Here is a 25,221-nt window from a genome sequence, read left to right as displayed (position 1 = left end):
CGCTCCGGGACCCGTTCTTACCTCAGCTCGCCTCCCACGGCACCAGGGCCACCTTGTGGTTGCTTGCCCGGTCGAACGCCGCGGTGAGCTCGTCGTCGCTCGCCATGAACGCGGCGCGGACGAAGCCGCCGGACAGCCGCGTCATGGCCGGCCCGCTCGGGTTGACCAGCACGTCGACGTCGTCGGCCAGCAGCGTGACCAGGGCCTCCAGGTCGCAGCGCCGCCACAGCGGCAGGTTCAGGTCGCGCCGGTGGCTGCCGCTGCTGGCGAGCAGTACGCACAGCACGTCGTCCGGCGAGGGCTGCAGGATCGGCCGGCCGTCGCCGTTCATGGCGATGTCGAACAGGCTCTGCCGCAGGATCAGCTGCAGCTGCCCGGCGTCCGCCGTACCGGCCGCGGTGAGGCGGAGGAGCGCGTCGAGCGGGTCCGTCGGCGAGTCGACGTCGGTGGGGAAGTAGTCGGGGTTCGGGCGGAACCGGCCGACCGAGCCGTCCGGGGCCACCGGCCACACCCCGACGACCGCCTCGATCGGCGGCAGGTCGCTGTCCGTCCCGGGTTCCGGCTCCCACGCCGGGTCGGTGATGACGAAGTAGTTCTCGAAGGTCTCGTCGCTCATTCCGCCATCTCCTCGGCCAGTTCCTCCGCCGTCTCCTCGGGCACCGCCGGCAGCCCGGACGGGCCCCAGGTGCGGGACACCGACAGGTGCTCTCCCGCGTCCACGGTCAGGCCGCGGGTGCCCGGGGGCCCGAAGCCACCGGTGTAGGGAACGTACGTGAACTGCGGCGCGGGCGTGGTGCCACCCGGCACGTAGTAGGTCGCGTAGGTGGTGGGCTGGTACGTCGTGTACGTGGGCCCGGCCCACGGCTGTCCCGGGGTCACCGTGTAGGTGGTGTAGCCGCCGTACGCGGTGCCCGGCGTCACGTACTGGTACGTGGGCTGGCCGGTGCCGGGCAGCGAGGTCGTCGAGTTGTTCGGCGACGCGTAGACGACGTTCACGCCCGGCGGCACGGACGACGTCGGCGCGGTGGTGGAGGCGGCCGGCTGCGGGGCCGGGGCGGCCGGGGGAGCGGACGGTCCCGCGGTGCCGCCGGAGGGCCGGGCCGGCCGGAACTCGCGCATGATGCCCCGGTAGCTCACGCCGATCGGCTTCTCCGAGAAGCCGAACGTGTGCGCGATGCTGTGCGGGTACTGCACCCAGAGCGTCTGCTCGGCGCCGTACCCGTTGCCCTGGAAGCCCCACGACCACACCGCCTGCATGAAGTCGTGGATGGCGTAGCCGGGCTTGTCCTTGCGCGCCGCCGAGCAGGACAGGAAGAAGATGGTCGAGCGCATGCCGGAGCGGGAGCGGTGCAGCACGCCGGACTGCCAGACGATGTGCGCCATCTCGGTGCCGTTGACCGACGCGGTCCGCCCGTTCTTCAGCTTGATGCCGAACGTGTGCGGGCTGGCGTGGCAGTCGACGTAGACCACCTCGCCCTCCCAGTGCGCGCGGCGGCCGTGCTTCGGCATGGCCATCACGGTGTAGCCGCTCGTGCGTTTCTCGCCGTGGAACGACTCGTAGTGCTCGAAGTTGTCCTCGTCGATGAACTTGGGGAAGTCCTGCATCGACGGGTAGTCGCCCCGGCTCATCGGGAAGGCGATGCCGGTCTCGTGGTTCCGCTTGTTGTGGCTGAAGAAGTAGGTCACGTCCTTCAGGTCGTACTTCTGGCCGCTCTGCGACGGTCCCGGCTGCGCGGGCGGCGCGGGTGGCGGCGCGACCGGGCCGATCGTCTTGAGCTTGCCGCCCTCCACCGTCAGGCGCGGGCCGGCGATGCGGTTGCGGCCGGTGGACGCCACGACGGTGACGCCCCGGCCGAGCTGGTTGCGCAGCTCGTCGGCGAAGTCGTCGGCGTGGTTGCCGATCCGCGACGGCACCAGGAACACCGTGCGCGTCTGGCCCTGAGGGACCAGGCCGCTGCGCGCGACGATGCCCGCGACGTCCTTGAGCGGTACGCGGATCGCGCCCTTGCCCTGGACCTCCACCAGCATGTTGCCGCGGCCGTCGGTCTTGCCGTGCACGGAGAGCGGACGGCGGTTGTCGTTGGCCCACGGCGTGTCCAGGGTCTGGCTGCCGTTCCGGCCGCGGGACTTGTACTTGTCCGCCGTGGTGACCGCGGTCTCGGCCTCCATCTGCCGGGTGTGCGCGTCGGTCATGCCGAGGCCGAGGCCGAGGACGTTGCCGCTGCGGTCGCGGAACGGCGTGAGCAGGACCCGGTCGGTGCTGTTGAGCGGGCGCAGCGGGGCCCGGGACGGGTCCTGCAACGCGGTCGCCGGGTCGATGCCCGCGTCGGGCGGCGGCGGCTGAACCGGCGGTGGGTTCCCACCCGGCGGGGTCGGTCCTCCGGGCGCCGTGGGCGGTGCGGCCGGTGGCGCCACGGGAGGCGCGGGCGCGGCGGCCGGCGTCGTGACCGGCTGCTGCCCGTCGGTGCGGGGCGGGTCGATCCGGACGATCCGGCCGTCCTTGTCCGGTCCCTTGTAGACGCCGATCTTCTGCGGGGAGTCCGGTTGCTTGCGCAGTTCCTCCGTGGCGCCGTATGCCTCACCCTGGTGGCCGCCGCGGCGCAGCCGCTGCATGAGGTCCCAGCCGGCGCCGCCGGTGCGCAGCCGGCGTCCCGCCGAGTCGCTGAGCAGCAGCAACGGCGTGTTCTTCCCGGAGCGGGGCCGGCGCAGCGCCTCGCTCTGCAGGATCAGGTCGCCCAGCTCGGCGCCGCTGAGCCGCTCGGTGCGGCCGGTGACCCGGTTGCGGACGGTGAACTCGCGGGCGTTGCCGGGCGCGTCGACGAAGATGAACCGGCGGCCGTCGCCGAGCCGGTCCTTGCCGCCGAACGGGGTCTTCACCACCTGGTTGAACGGGCCGCGGCTGATCCGGTCGTACCAGCGCAGCTTCTCGCCGCTGCCGTCGGCGATGCGGGCGAAGCGCTGCATCCGCTTGCGCTCGTCCTCGGACCGGTAGAAGCCGATGCCGATGACGTCGCCGGCGGCGTTGCGGAAGTCGACGTGGTCGACGTCGGCCAGCGCCATCGGCCCGGCCGGGACGACCGGCGGCACCGGGTCGCCGCTCGCCGGCCCGGGCTGGGTGCCCGTACTGGGCTGCGTGCCGGTGCCGGTGCCGGTGCTGGGCTGGGTGCTGCCGCCCGGCTGGCCGGTGGGCGGAGCCGGCGGGGTCGCCGAGGCCGCCGGATCCAGGGTGACCAGGGCGCCTTCGGTGGTGCGGTCGCCCACGACGGCGATCAGCTGGTCGGCGCTGCGGGGCACGCGCAGCACACCGTTCGGGGCGTACCCCTTACCGCGGTGGCCCCACGCGCGCAGCGTCGCCAGCACCTGCTCGCCCAGCGCCGGGGTGGCGCCGGTGCCCGCCCCGAGCAGGAACATCGACGCGTTCGCGCCGTCCCGGGCCTGGCGCATCGCCGGGGTCTGCGCGATCAGGTAGGCGTACTCGGCGGCGGTGAGGTGCTGCAACCGCCCGGACTTCAGGCGGACCACGAAGCGGCCCTGGTCCGGCTCGGAATGGACATAGACCATCTCGCGCCCGCGCAGGCTGCCCTCCCTGGCCCACGGGGTGGACCGGGTCCGCAGCACCCGGAACCGGCCGTTGCCGGCCGGCTCGAGGACGTCGTACCTGCGCAGGTTCGACTTCTCGAGCCGGACGGTGGTGTCCGTCATCCGGTCCCGCTCGGCCTGGCGCTCGGCCCGGGTCGCCCCGGTGGGGAAGCCGACGCCGACGATCTCGTTCCGGTGGTTGCGCAGGCTGTCGGACTCCACGTCGGCGAGGTTCAGCCAGACGCCGGCCGGTGCGGGCGGCGCGACGGCCGGCCCGGGCAGCGTGTCGAGGTCGTCCGGGTCGTCCAGCGGGTCGGCCGGGGCCGCCACGGGCGACGCGGCCGGGCTGAGGTCCGGCGACTCCGGCGGCAGGTCGGCGTCCGGGTCCACGGCGGCGCCGGGCACGAACTCCGGTACGGCGGCCGGCGGCGGCGCCACGTGCGGGGACACCGTGACGATGCCGCCCCACCGGGCCACGCCCAGCTGATGGGCGCCGGACTGCAGGATCTGGTCCGTCGCCGCGTACCCCTCGCCGGTGTAGTTCTCCTGCTGCTGCAGCCGGCTCATGAAGTCGTGCGCGAACCCGCCCGGTCCCTGGACGGCGCCCGCCTCGGAGCTGAGGAACAGCACGGGTGCGCCGCGTCCGTTCGGGTGCTGGTCGAAGACCCCGGCGGCCAGGGCGACGCGGGCCAGCACCCGGCCGCCCTTGAGCTCGCCGGGCCGGCCGTCCGCGCGGACCGTGAGGCCGTCGGAGTTGCCCTCGCCCAGCACGAAGAACGGCCGGCGCCCGGCGCGCATCCGGCCGAGCCACGGCGCCGGGTGCGGGCTGCCCTGCACCTGGCCGCGCTCGTCGGCGAAGCGCATGTAGGTGGCCGGCAGGCCGGCGCTCAGCTCGCGCACCCGGTCGCGGAACCGCTGCACGTCGCCCGGGCGGTTCCAGAAACCGATGCCGACGCTGCGGCCACCGGCGTCGCGCAGCTTGACCACCTTGACGCCGTTCACCTCCTCGACGCCCGGCTCGGTGTCCGCGGGGGTCGGCGCGGGCTGCGGCTGCTGCGGCGGGGGAGGAACCTGACTGGTGGAGGCGGTGGCGGGGGCGGGTGCCGGCCCGGACGGCGACGACCCGGGACCCACCTCGACGAGCGAACCGCCGTTCTCGAGCGCGACCCGGGAACCGAGCGTGTAGCCGGTCTCCGGCCCGTAGATCGGCCCGCGGTGCCCGGCGAGCCGGCGCAGCTCCCGGCCGAACGACTTGCCCAGCTGGTGCGGGGCCCGGGACCACAGCACGACCGGCTCGGTGACGGAGTAGGTCACACCGGCCTTGGCGGCCCGCGCAGCGACCACCGCGGCGAGCGTCTTGCCGGTGACCCGCACCGGGCCGCGCCCGCGAACCATGATCTTGGCGTGGCCGTCGCGGCCGTTCGCCGCCAGCACGGTCAGCGGTACGCCCCGCCACGGCACCGGGCTGACCGTCGGCATGCCGTCGCCGGCGGGGCCGGGGTACGACTCGTACGTGCCGGCGCGCAGGGCGTCCTGGTGGTCGAGGATGTCGCGGCGGTCATCCACGTCGAGCGGGAACGCGACGCCGAACGCCGTACCGCGGGCGTCCTTCAGCTCGATGACGTCGACGTCGTCGGGGTTCACCGAGTCCACCACCGGCGGCTCGGTCTCGTGCAGCGCGGAGGCCGGCAGCGAGCCGGGGACGATCTCCCGGAACCGGCCGTCGTGCTCCAGGATCGGCCCGCCCGACGTCGTCCACATCGTGGTGGTCGGGGCGTACGCGTTGCCCTGGTAGCCGTACGCCGACACCGCCTCGGCCAGCATCCGGCCGGCCAGGCCCTCGTCGTACCTGCCCGTCTCCGGGGCGAGCACGACGATGCTGTCCCGGCTCTCGGCGGTGCGCAGGTCCATCAGGTCCATTTCCTGCAGGAGCTGGGCCACCTCCACGCCGTCGACGTACGTGGGACGTCCGCTCCAGCGCCCGGCGGCGCCGTGCACGCCCTCGGGGGAGTCGTCGAAGTGCACGAAGAACGGGCGCCTGCCGTTCGCGCGGGCGTACGGCGCCGGCCGGTGCACCGGGAGCTGGTCCGGCTGGATCGCGCCGCGGTAGACGCCGTAGTGGGTGTGCTCGGCGAGGGTCCGCGACTGCGCCCAGCGGCGGATCTCCCTGCGTACCTCGGGGTTCTGGGAGAACGTCACGCCGATCACCACGTTCGTGGCGTCGACGAGCCGGGTGAACGCGATCCGGTTGAGCCGGTCGAGGTCCGGGTGGCCGGGAGCCCGGGACACCTCCACGCGGCCGGGAGCCCGGGACACCGAAATGCCCGGCTCCGGCAGGGGCTCCGAGTCGATGTCGGGCACGGCGCGCGGGTGGGAGCGGACGGTGTCGGCGCGTACGGCGTCGAGCTGCGCCTCGTGCTCGCGGTGCGCCGCCCACCAGGCCTTCTCCGCCTCGGACACGGCCCGTTGGGCCGCCTCGACCTGCTCCGGATCGGGCTGGGGACGGTGCAGCAGGGTGTCGCGGCGGTCCACCGCGGCCGACCATTCCTCGCCGCGCCGGGCGACGTCCAGGGCGGCCGTCCGCAGCGCCGGGGGCAGATCCGACCCGGTACGCGCCTTCGCCTCCGCGTCGGGCATCCGGACGGTGGCGGCGTCGTGGACGCGTACCTCCCGGCCGGCCCGGTGCTTCGCCGCGCTGTCGGTCGAGCGGGCGATGACGCGGAACTCCACGTCGTACGCGAGGCTCCGGGTGAGCGGGTCGTCGCCGGCCGGCGTCTCGGGCAGCGCGGTGGTGCCGTCGCCCGGCAGCTTGTTCTCGAGCTTGAGCGTGCGGTCCGGATCCGAGGTGTAGATCGGCTGCTCGTAGAAGGTCGACGCGTTGACGGCCCCGAAGTCGGCACGCTCACCGACCTGGGTGGCGCCGGACGGGTGGTTGACCCCGCCGCCCGCGACCGGCCCGTTGACCTTGACCGCGAACGTGTTGCCGGTGGTGCGCTCGCGCTTACGGCCGCGCTCGTTGCCCAGCTCGCCGGCCAGCTCGATGCGGGCGTCGGCGTGCGCGAACCGGGGCCGCGGCCGCAGCCGGGCGTCGACGATCAGGTCGCGCCCCGCCTTGCCGAGCGGCACCACGAAACGGCCGCCGGTCATGCCGCCCGCGAGCGCCGCCTTGACGGTGCTGACCGTGATGGCGTCGCGCAGCGCGGTCCGGGTGGCCTCGTCCACGTGGGCGCCCGAGCCGGTCACGGCGTCCGCGGCGGCCGTGTGCAGCTCCGCGACGTCGAACAGCACGTGCTCGACGGCGAACTTGCCCCGTTCCGGCAGCGTGTCGTGCTCACCTTCGGCGGTGCGCCATCGCGTACGGGCGCCGTCGCTCAACTGCTGTGCGGGTACGGGCGTCGACGGCTCGGCGTGGCCCAGCGGCCGCTCACCCACCGGCCGTGGCCGGGTGTCGCCGGGCAGGGTGTGCACCTCGACGGGACGCTGCGTGGTCACGACGGCGCCGGCCTCGGGCAGGGCGTCGCCGGTGACCGTGACCGTCAGGCGCAGCTCCCCGTCGTACCGGGCGACGGGCCCCTTGGTGGTCAGGGTCTGCTCGAACGAGGGCGCCGTGTGCTCGGTGTCCTTGTCGGACCGGACGCCGAGGTTGGCCGTACCCGCGTACCCGCCGCCGAGGAAGCCGCTCGCCGGGCCCTGACCCGGATCGGGGTTGCTCTCCGTCCACGCGCCCTGAGCCCGGGCCATCACCGAGAAGGAAGCGAGCGTACGGCCGCGCGTACGGGTGTCCGCGTTGCGGATGGCGGCGCTGTCACTGACCGACAGCTCGGTCGTGTGCTCGATTCCGGCGAAGCGCGGCTGCCGCAGGAACTCGGCGCTCAGCGTGACGTGGTACGTGTGCCCCCGGACCCGGCCCTCGAGGCGGATGGGCAGGCTGCGCCCGCCGTTGAGCGCACTGCCCAGGTGGTGATCGGCCTTGCCGAGGAACGTCTGCAGCATCCGGACGTTGTCGTGCGGCTCGTCCAGGGGCGAGACGGGCAGGAGGGCGTACGCGACCTCCCGGCCGCGCGCGGGCCCCTCGGTGCGCCCGACCTCCCGCGCGATCTCCTGGCGCAGGTCGGCGACGACGTCGGACAGGTCCAGCGGGGTGAACACCCCGCCGAGGCCGATCGACGCGGGCCGGCCCGGGGACACGGCCGCCGGGATGTCGCCCTGCGGCGGTGCGGCCGGTTCGGGTTCCGGGCCCGCGAGCTGCCGGGCGCGCTCGCGTTGCGCCTCGCGGACCAGGTCGGTCTCGCGCTGCTGCCGGTGGATCCGGGCGGCGTGCCGCTCCTCCTGGCGTACCCGGAGCTGGTCGGCCTCGGCGCGCTGCCGGGCCTGTTCCTCATGGCGTTCGTCGCGTTGCCGGTCCGGACGGCCGGTCACCGCCGCCGTCACGGCCCGCTCGCGGCGGGCCGCGCTCGCGCGGAACTCCCGCAGCTCGCGGGCCTGGTCCAGGCGCAGCGCCGCGATCCGCCGGACGCCGCTCCAGTCGTCCGGGGCCGCGCCGGAACGCCGGACCTCCGCGCGCAGCGCCCGCAGCGCCTCCGCATGGGTACGCCGCAGTTCGCGCTCGCCCTCGCGGGTGTCCCGGCGGACCCGGTCGGCGAAGTCGCGAGCGTCCCGCACCTCCGCACGCTGCCGGCGCTCCAGGCCCGCGGCACGTCCATCATGGTCGGTACGCAGCGCGTCGCGCTCGGCGCTGAAGTCGTCCTGTTGCCGGGCCGCCTCCTCGCGGTGCCGCTCCTGCAGCCGGTCGGTGTCGCGCTGCCGGCGGACCTCGTCGTCGTGCCGGCGCAGATCGGCGAGCTGGGCGGGCGTCATCCACATCAGCCACGCACCGGGCATCGTGAACCGCTGCCCGGCCGAGCCGCGCGGGGAGGCCGGCAGAACCTTCAGCGGATCGAGGTGGCTGCGGTGCCTCGCCTCGGCCACGACCTGCGCCTCGACATCCACCAGCACGGGAATGTGGCCGGTGGGGCGCCCGGCGAGGCGCAGCTTCGTCACGCCGGACACCGCGAGCTCGCGGATGCTGCCCCAGGTGCGTTGCCACGGCGTGTACGAGCCCACGATGACGCCGACGGGGTTCGCCGTCACACCGTCCGCCACGGTTCCGGGGCCCGACACCACCGGCACCCCGGTCACCGAGGCGGCGACCTCGTACGACCGGCCGCGCTTCGCGCTGACCGCCGCGCCACCGGAGAGCCCGTGCTTGACCCGTTCGAGCTCCGCCGGCGTCAGCTCCCGGGGCCGGGTGGGCCGCAGCGAGATGCGCACGTCCGCGTCGGCCAGCGAGGCCCGGCGGTCGTGCCCGAGGTTGCTCAGCGCGATGGGGCGGCTGAAGATCTTCGGGTCCCCCATGAGCATCTCGGGCGAGACGGTGTTGGCGATCACCGTGGAGTTCCGCCCGTCCGGGAACGCGAAGACGTCGTCGCCGGCCGCCTCGACCGCCGTCTCCCGGACCGCTTCCTGCAGGTGCTCCACGCCGCGGACCGCTTCGACCCGTACGCCGTCGAGCCGGAGCGGGTAGCCGCCCCTCAGCTCGCTGACCGGGCCGGGATCGGTGAGCCACTCGCGGCCCACCGGGGCGGTGCTGGGCAGCGCGGGCGGCGTCGTCGTGGTCACCCGGTGCTCGGGGATCAGCATCCGCACGCTGAGCGGGAACGCCTTGGGGCGGTGGTCGAGCCGGCCGATCTCCTTCGGCAGGTGCCGGCCGGGGCGGCCCGGGGTGAGGTGCCGGGCGTTCTCGCTGGTGCGCACGCTGGACCGGATCGACACCGATGCCTGCACGGTCGCGGCGAACTCGCGCATGTCCTGACCGGCGAACTCGCCGTCGGCGTCCAGCGCGGGGCCGTGCCGGGAGTCCGCCACGTGGCCCTGGCTCAGCCCGATCTCGTGGCCCCGGCTGCGGGTGTACGCGGCCCGCGGACCGCCGAGCAAAGTGGACATCGCCTGGCCGACCCGGCCGAGGACGCGCGCCTCGAGGCTCAGCTCCGTGGTGCGCGTACGCTCGCGACCCGCGGTCGTCGTGGTCTTGTTCTTCCGCTTGTGGTCGGTGTGCAGCGCGCCGCGGTCGGTGAGGTCGCCGTCGGACAGCTCCGCGAGCCGGCCGCCGAGCGTCACCACCGACGTGTACGTGAACAGCTTGTCCCGCTTGACGAGCGGGATCTCCAGCCCCGGCCCGACGATGCGGTCGAGCAGGTAACGCAGCTGGCGGTTGGACAGGTTCGAGCGTGCCTCGGAGTCGCGCGACAGGATCGCCTGCACGGTCTCGGTGAGGCCCTTGGCGAGGTCGGGGTCGCCGAACGTGCGCAGGAACGCGTCGGACTCCAGCGTGAACGAGTGGAACCCGGGCACCGAGCGCAGCGCGGAGACGAGCGCCTCGTAGATGCGGTCGCCGCCGCTCACGTCGTCGATGTACGCGCCGCCGAACCCGTCGCCGTTCTCGATGTGCGCCGGGGCGAAGTGGGTACGCTGCGCGCCCCGCCGCCCGCGCCAGCCGGCGTTGTCCCGCCCGGGGTCGAGCGCGGTGTCCCTGACCCGGTCCTTGGTCGTCCACTGCAGCGTGCGTACGGCCCCCGCCAGCGTCCGCGGCTTCCGTCCGAGCGGGCGCACCTGCAGGTCGTACACGGTCTGGTAGCGCACGGCCGGCCCGGTGGCGGTGAGCGTCTGCCGGGTGCTGGTCTCCTGCTTGACCTCCTGGACGGTCGCGCCGGTCCGGGAGCCGGACAGCTTCGGCGCGACGAGCAGGGTCAGCGGCGGGATGTCCGAGCCGCCGCCGGCCAGGCCCCACACGGTGACCGGGCGGTCGGCGGAGGTGCGGTCGGCGGTCTCACCGGCGAAGGACGAGGTGTCGATGTGCGTCGCGTTGTCGACCGTCTCCACGACCTGGACCTGACGGGCCACGAGGCGCATCTGGAGCTGCCGGTCGCGGCCGGGGAACAGCCGGCGCCAGCCGCGCGCGGGCGAGCGCAGCAGCGGCGGGGAGGACACCCAGCCCCTGTTCTCGTCGGCGGGGTCGTGCACGACCATCCGGCCGAGGTTGTCGCCGATCGTGCCGGCGCTGAGGAACTCCTGCAGCACCTCGCGGCCGGGCGCGCCGATCCGGGTGATGTCGCCGAGCCCCTGCTCAGCCAGCATCTTCTCGACCTGCGCGAAGTACGGCTCCCCGGCCGGCTCGGCCACGACGCTCTCCACGGCGAACCGCTTCGGCGGCGCGGTGTCCAGCGGCGGCGTGTCCGCGGTGACCTCGGGCTGTTCCGGCGGCGGCTTGAGGCCCATGGGTACGCGCAGTGCGACCGTGCCGTCCGCGCGGACCGTGTCCTCGCCGTCGGAGTTCAGCGGCGAGCCGTCGGCCAGGCGCAGCGTCGCGCGGAAGGAGATCGGTACCCGCACGTCCGCCTGCTCGGCCAGCTCGACCGTCGTCGTGGTCGTGTACCGGGTCTGCTGCGCGGTGGACCGGACGGTCGCGGGCTGGGTGGGCAGGTTGGCGCCGACCCCGGCGATCATCCCTGGGACCGCCGAGACGGTCGCCTTGGGCTCGACGTGGTCGGTGCGCGCGTGCCGCGTCGAGTGCCGCGTCGTGGCCTGCGTCTTCGTGGCCGCGGACACGGGATCGTCCGTCTGCTGCCGCGTGACGGTCATGCCGTCCCAGCCGAGGACCGCGGTGACCAGGAGCTCGGCCGGCTTGCCGTCGACCGTGACCGCGTAGGGGCGGCCGAACTCAGTCTTCTCCAGATCACCGCTCAGGAACTGGTCGACGTCCTGACGGATGTCCTCGCTCAGCGTGCCGAGGCCGGCGATGCCGGGGGCGATGCGCCGGATCATCGCCACCAGCGGAGCGCCCTCGGTCGGGTGCAGCTGCTCGGCGATGCCGAGGGTCCGGCTCTCCCTGAGATCCGGCGGCAGCGCCATCACGACCGCTGCGGGCGACGGCAGGGCGACGTCGCCGTCGGTGGTGAGCGCGACCCCGATCGGCTCGAACTCCTCGGTGAACTTCGAGGTGTACGGCCGCACCGGCGCCTGCGGTTCGGCGGACATCGCGGTGTCGGCCACCTCGACGAGCAGGTCCGCCGGCGGTTCGAGGTCGGCGTCCGAGCTGGGGCCGGCCGGCGGGGACTCCTCGACTCCCAGGTCGGCCGCGGCGTCCAGGGTCTCGGCGAGGCTCTCCTCCGGGGCCCGCAGCCGCTCGTGCGCCTCGTCGAGGTGCTCCAGCGCCTGCGCGTGCGCCTCGGTCGCCGCGGCTTCGCGACGCCGCGCGGACTCCAGCTGTGCGGTGGCCTCGTCCAGGGCGGTCCGCAGCTCGGCGGCCCGGTCGGCGAGCTCGCCGATGCCGTCGCGGAACTCGTCGTCGAGGTCGGCGCCGAGGAAGCGGTCCTTGGCCGTGCCGAGGTGGGCGTTGCGGGCCGCGGTGTAGGCCTGCGCCATCCGGAGCCGGTCCGGGTCGGAGGCGGGCGGCGCGGTCCGCAGGGTGTCGGCGTCGCGCGCGGCGGCCTCGGCCCGGTCCGCGGCGGCACGGCTGCTGCCGACCAGCGACGTGAAGCCGTCGTGGTAGGCCTGCAGCCGGTCCAGCAGCGCGAGGGCCTCGCCGGCCAGGACGGCGGCCCGGTCGGCGCGGCGGTGGGCGGCGTCGATGGCCGGCAGCAGGCCGGCGGCCTGGGCGAGGGACGCCCGCACCGGACCGTCGGCCACGCGTACCTCGGCGCGGGACAGGGCCGCCCGCCGTCGCAGGTGGTGCGTCTCGTCGCTGCCCGGGAAACGCTCGTCGGCCCGGTCCGCCGCCCGCTCGGCGGTGCGGGCCTGCGTCCAGAGGTCGGCCGTACGGGCGCCGAGCGCGCTGTGCCCCTGCTCGATCTCGTCGGCCAGGTCCCGCGTACGGGTGGCGAGCTCCTGAGCCTCCTGCACGAGCTGCTCGGCGCGCGGCAGATCGGCGAGCAGCGGGGTGATCTCGTCGGCCGCCGGCTGCAGCGCCCCCGCGAGGTCGTCGGCGTCGCGGCGCGCGTCCTCGGCGTCGTCCCGGACGGCGTCGGCGAAGCCGTCCACATTGACGTCACCGAGGTCGGCGTCCGTGCCGAGCAGGTACGGCATCTCGGTGACGACCGTCGGGCCCGCGGGCTGCCCCGGCTCGGCGACCGGCGCGAAGAACCGCAGGAACCGCGTGTCCGCCCGTACGTGGCCCGGGATCCGCAGGCCGTTGGCGTCCTGCTCGTCCGTGGTGACCACGGCATGGCCGTTCGCCGTGGCCCACGCCGTGGCGTTCGGCGCGTAGACCGGGATGCCACGCAGCTCCTCCGCCAGCCGGGCGGCGAAACCGTTGCGGCGGTCCGCGCCCGAGTCGCAGGCCAGCAACACGATCGGCCGGTTCGCCCAGGACGTGTCCCGCCGGATCCGCTCGGCCAGTTCCCGCGGGGAGACCTGGTCGTCGCCGGGCCGCAGCCGGTACGCGTCCGCGTGGCTGAACACGGCGTACCGGTCGTCGCGGGCCGGGTACGCCTCGGCGAGCTCGGTCAGCCCGGGGTCGTCCGGGTCGGAAATGAGCAGCCCCGCCCCCACCTCGACGGGCGCCCTCGACGGTCCCGCGTCCGGGTTGTCGAACCGGACGAGGCTGCCGCCGTCGGCCACCCGGATCGGAGTGCCGGCGTGCAGGGTCCGCGTGGCGCCGTACGCCTCCCCGGCATGCCCGTGGTCCGCCGCGCTGCGCAGGAAGTCGAAGATCGCGCCACCGGCCTCGTGCAGGCGGCCCGCGGAGCAGGACAGGAACATGAGCGGCGACTGCGCACCGGACCGGCTCTGCTCGAGCGCGCGGGTCTGATGCACCAGGTGCTCCAGCTGCGCGCCGCCGACGTGGACCACGCGTGGCGGGTTGCCGTGGGTGCCCTTGAGCCGGATCGCGAAGGTGCCGGGCGTGGCGTGCGCCTGCACGTAGAACATGTGCCGGTCGCCGAGGCCCTGCTGGCCGCCCCACGGCACCGGGAGCTCCCGCGGGCCGTCGGAGGTGCCGGCGGCCGGCTCCTGGACGTAGTGGTCGGGCGGCGCCTCGTCGAGGGCCCGCATGGCGTCGAAGCGCTGCTGGTCGCCCGTACGCGTGGGGAAGCCGACGCCGATGACCGCACCCGGATTGCCGGATGCGTCCGCGGGCTTGCGCATCACGACGACGTCGACCTCGTCGAGGTCGTAGAACCGCTGGGTGTCCGGCTCCGGCCCGGGCTCCGCGGCCATCTCCGTGCCGCCCAGCGTCGTCCACTGCGCGATCAGGTCGTCGACCTCGTCGCGCGGCTGCGGCCCGGCCGGCAGGGCGTCGTCCTGCGCGGAGTCGAACTCCTCCTCCACGTCGATGCCCAGCGACCCGGCCAGGCCGAACAGCTCGTCGGCGAGCTCGGCCGCGTTCTCCAGCAGGTCGTCGGCGCGGTTGCGGGCCGGGATGGTGCTCTCGTAGGCCGCGAGGGCCGCGCCCATCTCCACCGCGGTGCGGTCGTACTGCCCGTCGAGTCGTTCCACCTGGCGGAGCACCTCGTCGGTGAGCTTCGCCAGGTCGTCCCGGGAGTCGCGGCCGGCGCTGTCGGCGAGGGTCTCCGTCTGCCGGCGTACCCGGTTCGCGATGTCCCGGATCTTCGCCGCGGCGGTCCGCACCTGGTGCAGCGCCATGACGGCGTCGGCCGGGGCGGGATCCGGCCCCAAGGCGCTCTCGTGCCCGGTGGCCTGCTCCGCCAGCCGGTGCGCCGCCCCGGTGGCGGCTGCGAGGCTGCCGCGCAGGTCCTGGAGCTCGCGCAACGTCATGGCGGCCAGCCCGGCGTCGGTGGCCACGTCCGCCATCGCCGCGGTGAGCCGGTTCAGGTCCGCGGCGGCGGCCCGGGTCCCTGCCGCTGCGGTGTCGTAGCCGCTGCGGGCGGCGTCAAGCGCGGCCGCGTACCGTCCGGCGAGGTCCCGCAGCTGCGCGACGGTGGGGGCGTACGCGGGGTCCTGCGCCAGCCGGTCGGTGCGGGCGAGGATCCGGCCGACCACCCGGTCGGCCAGCTGCTCACGGCGCATCAGATCGTCGAGGGCGCGCTGGCCACGCCGCGCCGAGCCGGCCTGGTCGGCCAGGTGGTGCCGGCGGGTCTCGCCCCGGTCGGCGATGGTCTCCGCCGTCGCGGCGAGGTGCTCGATCCGGTCCCGGGCCTGCTCGAGGCCCGTGGCGGCCCGGTCGAGGCTCTCGAGCACCGGGGCGATCGTGGCGGCCTCGGCGGCGAGCTGGGCGGTGGCCCGGGGTACGTCCACCGGCCCGAGCTCCTGGTCCAGGTCCGCCAGCAGCGCGGCGAGGTCCTCGACCGTACGCGTCATGCCGTCCAGGTCCTGGTGCGCCCGCAGTGCCCGGATCTCCAGCTGCACGAGCGGCCGGTCGGCGAGGTGACCGTCGTTGCTGTCGAGCTCGGCGAAGCGGGTACTCAGGAACTCGCTCTGGGTCAGGTACGGGATGCCGTACTTGCCGCGCTCGTGGAGGGCGTTGTCCAGGTAGTCGGCGATCTGGGCGTCCGTGCCGTCGCCCATCCGCTCGGACAGCAGGTCGGTGCCGCCGTCCTCGTCGATCAGGTCGTTGTCCCGCAACGCCCGCATGACCTCGGGCCGATCGGCCATCGCCGCGACGAACTGCTTCTCCACCGCGGCGTGGATGTCGTCGGCGTGCTCCTCGAGGAACTCCTTGGCCTTCGGCGACAGCGAGGCGTACAGGCCGTTCGGTGCCACCCGCGAGGCCACCGCCAGGTAGCTCTTCATCAGCCGCGTGGGACCGCCCATGAGCTTGCCGACCCGGCTGAACATCAGGGCTGCGACGTGCGGGTACATCACGGCGAGCAGGCCGGCGATCTCGTCCGCGTCCCGTGTGTCGGCCGTGTCGCCGGCCCAGTCGCGGTACTGCCGGCCGATGTCCTCGGCGACCTGCAGGCCGTCCTCGAGGAGCGCGCGGCGGCTGCGCAACGAACCGTCCATGGCGCGGCGGGACGAGTTGTCGGCCACGTACCGCAGGAACTTCGCCGTACGGGCCAGCGGTACACCCACCGTGAACTGGGCGTACGGGTTGCTCTTCGGGTTGAGGATGCGGCCCTTGACGCCCACCTGCCCGGCGACCGGCTGGACGATCCAGCCCTCCGACTCGGGGAACAGCTCCGCGAGCGGCTTCTCCCTGCCCTCGCGCAGCCCGTCGAGCTTGCGGTTGGCGTCGGCGACGAGCCGGGTGACCTCGCGGCGGTCGGGCCGGTGCTCGCGGTCCAGGACCTTGCCGGGCACCCCCACGACCTCGCCGAGCATGACCTTGTCCCGGGTCAGCTTCCCGTCGCGGTCCCGGGCGTGGTACTCGTCGACCTTGACCTGCACCAGCCCGCTGCGGTGCTTGACCAGGACGTCGTTGTAGCCCAGGCCGTCGGTGCCGGTGAGCTGGTGGCGGCGGCCCTCCACCTCGATGCCGATCGCGCCGAAACGGACGCCCTGCTCGTCGGTGCCGGGCGCGTCGACCAGCGCCTGCGCGGTGGTCGGCTCCGCCGGGGCCACGGCCTCGTTCAGCACCCGGCCGTCCGGACCGACGACGAGCACGCGGGCGTCCACCGGCGCGGGCAGCTGCGAGGGCGTGGGCAGGACCCGGTCGTCCGTCTCGCGGTTGAGGTCGGCGTACCGCAGGCCTTGCTCGTCGTGGTGCGCCACCACGGCGTGCCCCACGTCGCCGGGCCGTCCGATGAGGACGTACGCCGTGGAACGCGGCGGCCCGGCGCGCAGGACGGCCTCGATGTGCTCCCAGGTGCTGGTCGGCTGCCACTGCTGGTCGGCGATACCCGGCAGCACGGTGTCCGCGCCGACGGTGGAGTCGTCCCGGGCTCGACCGGTGCTCAGGCCGTCCGGGTGCTGCAGGAGCGAGAATTCCCGCAGCGACGTGAGGCAGGCCGCCGGGTCCTGCGCGCGGGTCAGCGGGCGTACGGCCGACACCTGGTCGTCGAACGGGCTCGTCGTGACGCTCGGGGCGTCGACGCCCATCGTCACGCCCGGACGGAAGGGCTGGCTGACCCAGCTCGCGCCGCTGGAGTCCATGTACCGCGACTGGCTCCGGCTTCCGCGGCTGCGGTTGCACGACCCGCACATGGTGCGCAGGTTGGGGGCGTCGTTGGCGGCGGTGCGGGCGTCGGCGAGCGTGATCGCCTCGGCGGTGCGGTACCAGCCGTTGCCGATGTGGACGTCCCACCGGATCGCGTCCGCGTTCGCGTTGACGTAGGACAGGATGCCGTCGATGTGGTCGATGTCGACCTCGTCGCTGAAGAACGCGTCGCGGCAGCTGGAGCATTCGTACAGGCGGTCACCGGAGCGGCGGTCCCGGCCCACGTACGCGGCGTCCATCACGCTCTGCCGTACGCCGGTCTGGAAGTGCAGTCGGGCGCGGGTGCCGTCCCACAGCGTCTCGCCGTTGGGCCCGGTCCGCGGCGGCGCGACGCCGGCCGGCGGCGTGGTGGCGCTGCCCTGGCCGCCACCGCGCAGGGCCCGCTGGCGTGCGGTCATCGGCGGCAGCGACTGCTCAATCGTCGAGCGTCGCAGCGGCCGCCGGCCGGACACGGTGACGCCGCTGTCGCCGGTTGGGGCCTCGGCGGTGATGCCGTCGAATGCGGCGGCGTCGTTGACGACGTCCCAGGCCTCGTCACTCTCCGGCTCGAACAGCAGCCACGGTTCGGCCCCGGCGGTGAGCACCCGGCCGTGGGCCTGGTCGGAGCCGACGATGACGTCGGTCTGCGGGGCGAGGACGTCGCCGTCGCGGGCCGCGGCGAGTTGCCGGGCGAAGCCGCCGGGCAGGGCGGCGCTCTGGCACGAGACCAGGGCGAGCGGCTGGCCGGCGGGCGCGACGTCCCGTACGACCTGCGCCAGCTGCTCCGGGGTGAGGGTGACCGTCCCACGGTTGTCGAGCAGCGGGGCGTGCACGACGGTGCCGTCGCCGTGCACGACGACCGCGCCGCCGGCGCCCGGGGGTACGAGGGTGCGGTTCTGGACCTGGTTCCACTGGTCGTCGGTGAGCAGGGCGATGCCCTGGCGGTCACCGGTGAGGGGGCGGATCTGCAGGGGACGGCCGTCGGCGAGCCAGGTGCCGTCGTCGCGGCGTTCCAGGACGCGGGCCGGCTGCGGGGCCGGGGTGTCGACGCCCATGGTGACGCCGGTCTGGACGCGGTACGGCTGGTCGACCCACCGCGCGCCGCTGGAGTCCATGTAGCGGCTCTGGCTTCTGCTTCCCCGGCTGCGGTTGCAGGACCCGCACATGGCACGCAGGTTCGGCGCGTCGTTCGCGGCGTCCCGTGCGTCTTCCAGGCGGACCGCCTCGGCGGTGCGGTACCAGCCGTTGCCGAGATCGACGGTCCACTGCACCGGGTCGGTGTTGGCGTTGACGTACGACAGGATGCCGTCGATGTGGTCGATGTCGATGTCGCCGGCCGGGTAGGCGTTGGTGCAGCTCGCGCACTCGTAGACCGGATCGCCGGTGCGGCGGCTGCGGCCCACGTAGGCGTCGTTCATGACCGCCTGGCGTACGCCGGTCTGGAAGTGCAGCCGGGCGCGGGTGCCGTCCCACAGCGCCTCCCCGTCGGGTCCGACACGCGGCGGGCTGACCCAGGTCGGCGGGGTGTCCGCGCTCTGCGTGCTGCCCCGCAGCGCCCGCTGCCGCGCGGTCATCGGGGGTTCCGATTGGTCGAGCGTGGAACGTCGCAGGCTACGGCCGTGGCGGCCGGAGACGGTCACGCCGTCGGCGGTGCCGGTGGGTGCCTGGGACGTGATGCCGTCGAAGTCCCGGACGTCGTTGACGACGTCCCAGGCCTGGTCGCTCTCCGGCTCGAACAGCAGCCACGGCTCTGCGCCGGCGGTCAGGACGTCGCCGGGTGCGGTGTCAGAGGCGACGATGACGTCGGTCTGCGGGGCGAGGACGTCGCCGTCGCGGGCTGCGGCGAGTTGCCGGGCGAAGCCGTCGGGCAGCGACGCGCTCTGGCAGGACACGAGAGCCAGAGGCGCGTCGGCCGGGACGACGTCCTGCAGGATCTGCGCGAGCTGCTCGGGGGTGAGGGTGACCGCTCCCTCGTTGTCGAGCAGGGGGGCGTGGACCACGGTGCCGTCGCCGTGGACGACGACCGCGCCGCCCGTGCCGGGTGGGACGAGGGTGCGGTTCTGGACCTGGTTCCACTGGTCGTCGGTGAGCAGGGCGATGCCCTGCCGGTCGCCGGTGAGGGGGCGGATGAGCAGGGGCCGGCCGTCGGCGAGCCAGGTGCCGTCGTCGCGGCGTTTCAGGACCTGGGCCGGCTGCGGGGCCGGGGTGTCGACGCCCATGGTGACGCCGGTCTGGACGCGGTACGGCTGGCTGGTCCAGCGGGCGCCGCTCGAGTCCATGTAGCGGCTCTGGCTGGTGCTTCCGCGGCTGCGGTTGCAGGACCCGCACATCGTCCGCAGGTTGCGGGCGGCGTTGGCGGCGGCACGAGCCTCGGCGAGCGTGATGGCCTCGGCGTCGCGGCGCCAGCCGTTGCCCAGGTCGACGGTCCAGTTCTCGGTCTCGGTGTTGGCGTGGACGTACGACAGGATCCCGTCGATGTGGTCGATGTCGATCTCATCGCTGAAGAACGCGTCGCGGCAGCTGGAGCATTCGTAGAGCGGGTCGCCGGTACGCCGGTCACGGCCGACGTAGGCATCGCGCATGGTCTGTTCGCGTACGCCGGTCTGGAAGTGCAGCCGGGTGCGCGTGCCGTCCCAGAGTTGCTCGCCCCGGGGTCCCATGCGCGGAGGGGTGATCCACGTCGGTGGAGTGTCTGCGCTCTGCGTGTTGCCCCGCAGGGCCCGCTGCCGGGCGGTCATGGGAGGTTCGGACTGATCGAGCGTGGAGCGGCGCAGATGACGGCCGTGGCGGCCGGACACCGTGACGCCGGTGTCCCCGGCGGGCTCCTGCGCGGTGATGCCGTCGAAGTCGGTGACGTCGTTGAGGACGTCCCAGGGCTGGTCGCTGTCGGATTCGAAGAGCAGCCAGGGTTCGGCGTCGACGGTGAGCACGTCGCCGGGTGCGGTGTCGGAGCCGACGATGACGTCGGTCTGTGGGGCGAGGACGTCGCCGTCGCGGGCTGCGGCGAGTTGCTGGGCGAAGCCGTCGGGCAATGTCGCGCTCTGGCACGAGACCAGGGCCAGAGGAGCATCGGTGGGAACGATGTCCTGCAAGATTTGGGCGAGCTGCTCGGGGGTGAGGGTGACCGCTCCCTGGTCGCTCAGGACGGGGGCGTGCACGACGGTGCCGTCGCCGTGCACGACGACCGCGCCGCCGGTGCCGGGTGGTACGAGGGTGCGGTTCTGGACCTGGTTCCACTGGTCGTCGGTGAGCAGCGCGATGCCCTGCCGGTCGCCGGTGAGGGGACGAATCAGCAGCGGCCGGCCGTCGGCCAGCCAGGTGCCGTCGTCGCGGCGTTCCAGGACCTGGGCCGGCTGCGGCGTCGGGGTGTCGACGCCCATCGTGACGCCGGTCTGGGCCCGGGAGGGCTGGTCGACCCAGCGCGCGCCGCTGGAATCCATGAAGCGGCTCTGGCTCCGGCTTCCCCTGCTGCGGTTGCACGAGCCGCACATGGTCCGCAGGTTCGGGGCGTCGTTCGCCGCGTCGCGGGCATCCTGCAGGGTGATCGCCTCGGCCGTACGGGACCAGCCGTTGCCGAGGTCGACCGTCCACTGGACCGGGTCGGTGTTGGCGTTGACGTACGACAGGATGCCGTCGATGTGGTCGATGTCGACGTCGCTCGCCGGGAAGTCGTCGTGACAGCTCGCGCACTCGTAGCGGGGGTTGCCCCGCTGGTCGTCGCCCACGTACGCGTCGTTCATGACCTCGTCGCGTACGCCGGTCTGGAAATGCAGCCGGGCCCGGGTGCCGTCCCAGAGCGCCTCGCCGTTCGGGCCGGTGCGCGGCGGGTTGACCCAGGTCGGCGGGGTGTTCGGATCGTTCTGGTCGGCGCCGCGCATGGCCCGCTGGCGCGCAGTCATCGGCGGCAGTGACTGCTCGACCGTGGAGCGGCGCAGGTTGCGGCGGCCGGACGCGGTGACACCCGTCTGATCGTGGGTGGAGGTGGCCGGCTCGGTGGCAGCCTGGGACGTGATGCCGTCGAAGTCGCGTACGTCGTTGACGACGTCCCACGCCTCGTCGCTCTCCGGTTCGAAGAGCATCCAGGGCTCGGCGTCCGCCGTGAGGACCTGGCCGGGGGCGGAGTCGGCGCCCACGACGACGTCGGAGGTGGGTGCCAGGACGTCACCCTGGTTGGCTACGGCGAGTTGGTGGGCGAATCCGTCCGCGAGGGAGCCGGTGTCGCACGAGACGAGGGCGATGGGGGTACCCGGGCTGTCGACGATCTGCGCGAGCTGCCCCGGGGTGAGCGCGACGGTGCCGGTGGTGCCGTCAGGATTGCGGACAGGGGCATGGACGACCGGTCCGGCGCCGTGCACGATGACCGCCGTCGAGGTACCGGTGGGCAGCAGCGGGCGGTTCTCGAGCCTCGCGAAATCGCTGTCCGGGACCAGGATGACGCCGGGCCGGTCGTCGGGCAGCGGCCGTACGACCACCGGTCGGCCGTCGGCCAGCCAGGTGCCGTCCGGCTGCCGCGTCAGGTCGGACACCGTGGGGGCTGGAGTCTGCGTGGCCGGCGCGGTGCCGGTCGGGGGCGGCGTCGGGTCGGCCGGGGGCGGTGTGGGGTCGCTTTGGGCGGGCGTCGGGGACGACGACGTCGGGTTGCTCTGGGCGGGCGTCGGGCCGGCCGGGGACGACGTCGGGTGGCTCTGGGTGGGCGGGGTGGGGGACCGGGGGTCGGTCCGGGTGCCGGAGAGGGTGACGCCGTCGCTGGTGGAGGGCTGGGAGCCGTGCAGGACGGAGACGATGTCCGGGATGGAGACGCCGCCCTGGAACAGCTGGTCCATGTCGGGCGCGACGACGGGCTGGAAGCCGTTGTCGAGCAGGAGCTTGGGCAGCAGGACGTGGACGTTGAGGCGGCGGTTGCCGTCCTCGAAGGGATGGGTGATGTGCAGGGTCCGGACGGTACGGGCGATGGCGGCGAGTTTCGCGTCCGGGTCGGTGCCGGCGGTGACCAGTTCGGCGCGGTACTGGTCGAAGACGGTGTCGACCAGCTTGGGAGCGTCGGCGCGGGCGTAGTTGGTGGTGATGGTGCGCGGCATGTCGGTCGCGCTGAGCCCGCCCCGGCCCATCATGGTGCTGGTGAACGTGACGGGTTGCGGGCCGCTCCGGCCGAGCCGCAGGGCCTGGTGGAAGTCCATGATCAGCGGCCGGTCGCCGATGCGGTCGGCGAAGACGTCGGGGCTGATCTCGGGATTGCGTACGGGGAACGAGGTGGGTCGCACGAAGCGGCCCTGGTGGCTGGTGCCGCCCGTCCAGTCCAGCGGCCGGTCCAGATGCTGGGTGACCGTCTCGTGCATCTGCTTGTAGGTGGCGGCGTTCAGCGTGCTGCTGTCGACGGCCGGGTTGTTGAGGAACTGCTCGTACGCGTCCACCATGCCGCGCTGGAAGCCGGGCGACTGGTCATGGTCGTAATACGAACCGGGATCATCGGGGTACGCGGCCTGCGCCTCGGCGTGGTGCCTCGGGTCGAGGTAGAGCTGCCACCACCGGTTCCTCGGCAGCACGTCGGCGAGCAGCGGCGGCGGTGAGGTCTGAGCCGACCGGTCGCCGGTGCCGTTCGGGCCGGGCTGAGCGGTGTCGCCGTACGCCGTGACCCCCGTCTGCGAGGTGTCGGCGGGCGCCTGGGACGTGATGCCGTCGAAGTCGCGTACGTCGTTGACGACGTCCCACGCCTCGTCGCTCTCCGGTTCGAAGAGCATCCAGGGCTCGGCGTCCGCCGTGAGGACCTGGCCGGGGGCGGAGTCGGCGCCCACGACGACGTCGGAGGTGGGTGCCAGGACGTCACCCTGGTTGGCTACGGCGAGTTGGTGGGCGAAGCCGTCCGCGAGGGAGCCGGTGTCGCACGAGACGAGGGCGATGGGGGTACCCGGGCTGTCGACGATCTGCGCGAGCTGCCCCGGGGTGAGCGCGACGGTGCCGGTGGTGCCGTCCGGGTTGCGTACCGGTGCGTGCACGACAGGTCCGGCGCCGTGCACGATAACCGCCGTCGAGGCGCCGGAAGGCAGGAGCGGGCGGTTCTCGAGCTTCGCCCAGTCGTTGTCGGACACCAGGACGATGCCCGGCCGGTCGCCGGTCAGCGGACGTACCGCGACGGGCCGGCCGTCGGCGGTCCAGGTGCCGTCCGGCTGCCGGACCAGATCGGTGACGGGCGGCGGCGTGCTCGTGCTGCTCACCGGCGGCGCGACCGCCGGGACGGGGCCGGATACCTGCGCCGGCTCCGGCGCGGTGTCGCTCTGATCCGGCGCGGTGTCGGCCTGGACCGGCGGTGTGTCGGTCTGGGTGGGTGAGGTGTCGGCCTGGATCGGGGGTGAGTCGGTCTGCACCGAGGGTGTGTCGGCCTGGGTGGGGGTGGCGTCGCTCTGGACCGGCGGCGCGACGGACTCGACGACGGTCGGCTGCGGCCCGGGAGCCTGCGGCACGACGGTCTCGGGCGCGACCTGCTGCGGCCCGGTCTGCTGCGGCCCGGTCTGCTGCGAGCCGGTCTGGGGTGCGGGTCCGGTCTGGGGTGCGGGTCCGGTCTGCGGCGTAGGCCCTGTCTGGGGCGCGGGTCCGGTCTGGGGTGCGGGACCGGGCTGCTGGCTCGGGTTCTGCGGAACCTGGACATCCGGGTTGGTCGAAGTGGACGGTGCGGTCGCCGAAGGGTTGCTCGCCCCCGGCTGAGGACCCGGCGTCCCAGGGGACTCTGCACCGGGCGACGGCTGCACAGCCGATGGCTGAGCCGCGGGCGGAGCGATGTCCGGGCTCTGCTGAAGCGGGGCAGAACCCTGCTGGGGGGCCGGGCTCTGCTGGGGGGCCGGGCTCTGCTGGGGGGCCGGGCTCTGCTGGGGGGCCGGGCTCTGCTGGGGGGCCGGGCTCTGGTCCTGACCGGGCTGCTGCTGCGTGGGTCCCTGCTGAGCTTGGTCATCCGCGACCGGGGACGGCGACTCCGTGCTCGGCTGAGGTGCGGGAGACGTCTCGAAGCCGGGCAGTCCATCCTGGACCGGCGCCGGGTTGGCGGAACCGGCCGGCGGGGCGACGCCGTCGCGAACCTGCCCCCCGGGTGTGTCGGCAGGCTGCTGGCCGTTGGGCGACGGGGTCTGCGCGCCGGAGGGGTCGGCGCCGAGCCGGATGCCCGGGGAGTTCTGCGTCGATTCCGGCAGTTGCGCCTTGGGCCCGTTCTGGCCGGGCGAGTAAGGCGGCGGGTTCTCACCCTTCACGGCCGGCGGCGAGTAAGGCGGCGGGTTCTCGCCCTTTGCAGCGGGCGGGGAGTACGGCGGCGGGTTGTCACCCTTTGCAACAGGCGGTGAGTTCTCACCCTTCACCGCCGGCGGCGAGTAGGGGGGTGGGTTTTCGCCCTTGCCGACCGGGGCGGGGGAGTAGGGGGGTGGGTTTTCGCCCTTGCCCACCGGGGCCGGGGAATAGGGGGGTGGGTTCTCGCCGGTGGCCGGCGGCTGGTTCGGCGAGTCCTGCCCGGGCGCGGGGTTCGAAGAACCGTCCGGCTTGGGGGAGTAGGGCGGCGGCTTCTCGCCGGCCGGCGGCTGGGCGCCCGGCGGGGGCTTCAGGTCGGCGTTCGACGGCGGAGGGTTCTGGTTGAGCTGCGGCGGGCCCATGATGTTGTTGCCGAGGTTGTGGGCGCCGTGCTCGAGGTACGAGTGGACGTAGTTGGACGTGAGCGTGCCGGGGTTCCAGAAGTCGCCGCCGCCGCCCACGGCCATGTTGCCGAGGCCCTCGAAGACGGTCTCGCCGAGGCCGGACAGCGTTTCCCGGCTGAACATGTGCTTGTTCACCCAGGGTACGAAGTGGCCGCCGATGATGGAGGTCGCCGCAGCGCCCGCCGCGGTGATCAGGGCGGCGAGGAAGGACTTGAGCAGGTCCATCACGTCGATGCCCTTTTTGTTGCCCTCGCCGATCTGCCACAGCTGGGCCGCGAGCCCCTGCCAGACCTCCTCGAAGCCCTCCTCGACGCCCTCGATGCTGATCCGGGCGAGGATCTGCATGAGCCTGCTGCGCAACGCGTTGATGATCGCCCGGACGAACTCCTGGCCGATCTTGATCAGGGCCGGCACGACGAGCTGACCACCGGGGGTGGCCATGGCGATGGCGATCTGCACGACCTGGGTGAAGGCCGCGATGATGATGTTGTACTGGCCGTTCTCGGAGTTCAGGGCGTACTCGTAGGAGCTGCCGCCGAGCTGGTTGGCCAGGTTGCCGCCGGTGGGCACGTGCCGCGTGATCGTCGTCTGGAACTGCGCGAAGGCGTCCGCGGCCGGGCCGGTGAGGCTGCCGCCGAGCTGGTTGCCCAGGTTGGCGGTCTGGTACATGCCGTTGATGAGGGTGCCGGCGAACTGGTACAGCTCGTCGCCCATGGCGCGCAGCGCGGTGGGGTCGGCTTCCGGGTACTGCTCACCGACCCCGAACAGGATGAGGTCGTACGCCCACTGCCATTCGGGGTCGTTGGGGATGTGGAAGTCGGGCATGGAAGGTTCGGGTGGTCG

The 25,221-nt window shown here is 73.8% G+C and carries 2 protein-coding genes; both read right to left on the bottom strand.

The window, feature by feature from the left end:
• Positions 1 to 22: 22 nt before the first annotated feature.
• A complete protein-coding gene (locus COUCH_RS37155) occupies positions 23 to 616 on the bottom strand; it encodes a type VII secretion system-associated protein (protein ID WP_249609804.1) in 594 nt (197 codons plus the stop codon).
• Positions 613 to 25,203, bottom strand: coding sequence for a hypothetical protein (locus tag COUCH_RS37150; RefSeq protein ID WP_249609803.1), 24,591 nt, complete (start codon positions 25,201 to 25,203; stop codon positions 613 to 615). The genes COUCH_RS37155 and COUCH_RS37150 overlap by 4 nt, the downstream gene beginning before the upstream one ends.
• Between the last annotated feature and the right edge of the window lie 18 nt (positions 25,204 to 25,221).

This window comes from Couchioplanes caeruleus, assembly GCF_023499255.1.
Taxonomy (GTDB): domain Bacteria; phylum Actinomycetota; class Actinomycetes; order Mycobacteriales; family Micromonosporaceae; genus Actinoplanes; species Actinoplanes caeruleus_A.
The sequence above is the reverse complement of the archived record's forward strand: the minus strand, read 5'-3'. Positions and strand labels throughout refer to the sequence as shown.

Excerpts from the sequence above, each read along its gene's own strand:
- COUCH_RS37155 (WP_249609804.1), bottom strand. The coding sequence starts at position 616 with ATGAGCGACGAGACCTTCGAGAACTACTTCGTCATCACCGACCCGGCG.
- COUCH_RS37150 (WP_249609803.1), bottom strand. The coding sequence starts at position 25,203 with ATGCCCGACTTCCACATCCCCAACGACCCCGAATGGCAGTGGGCGTAC.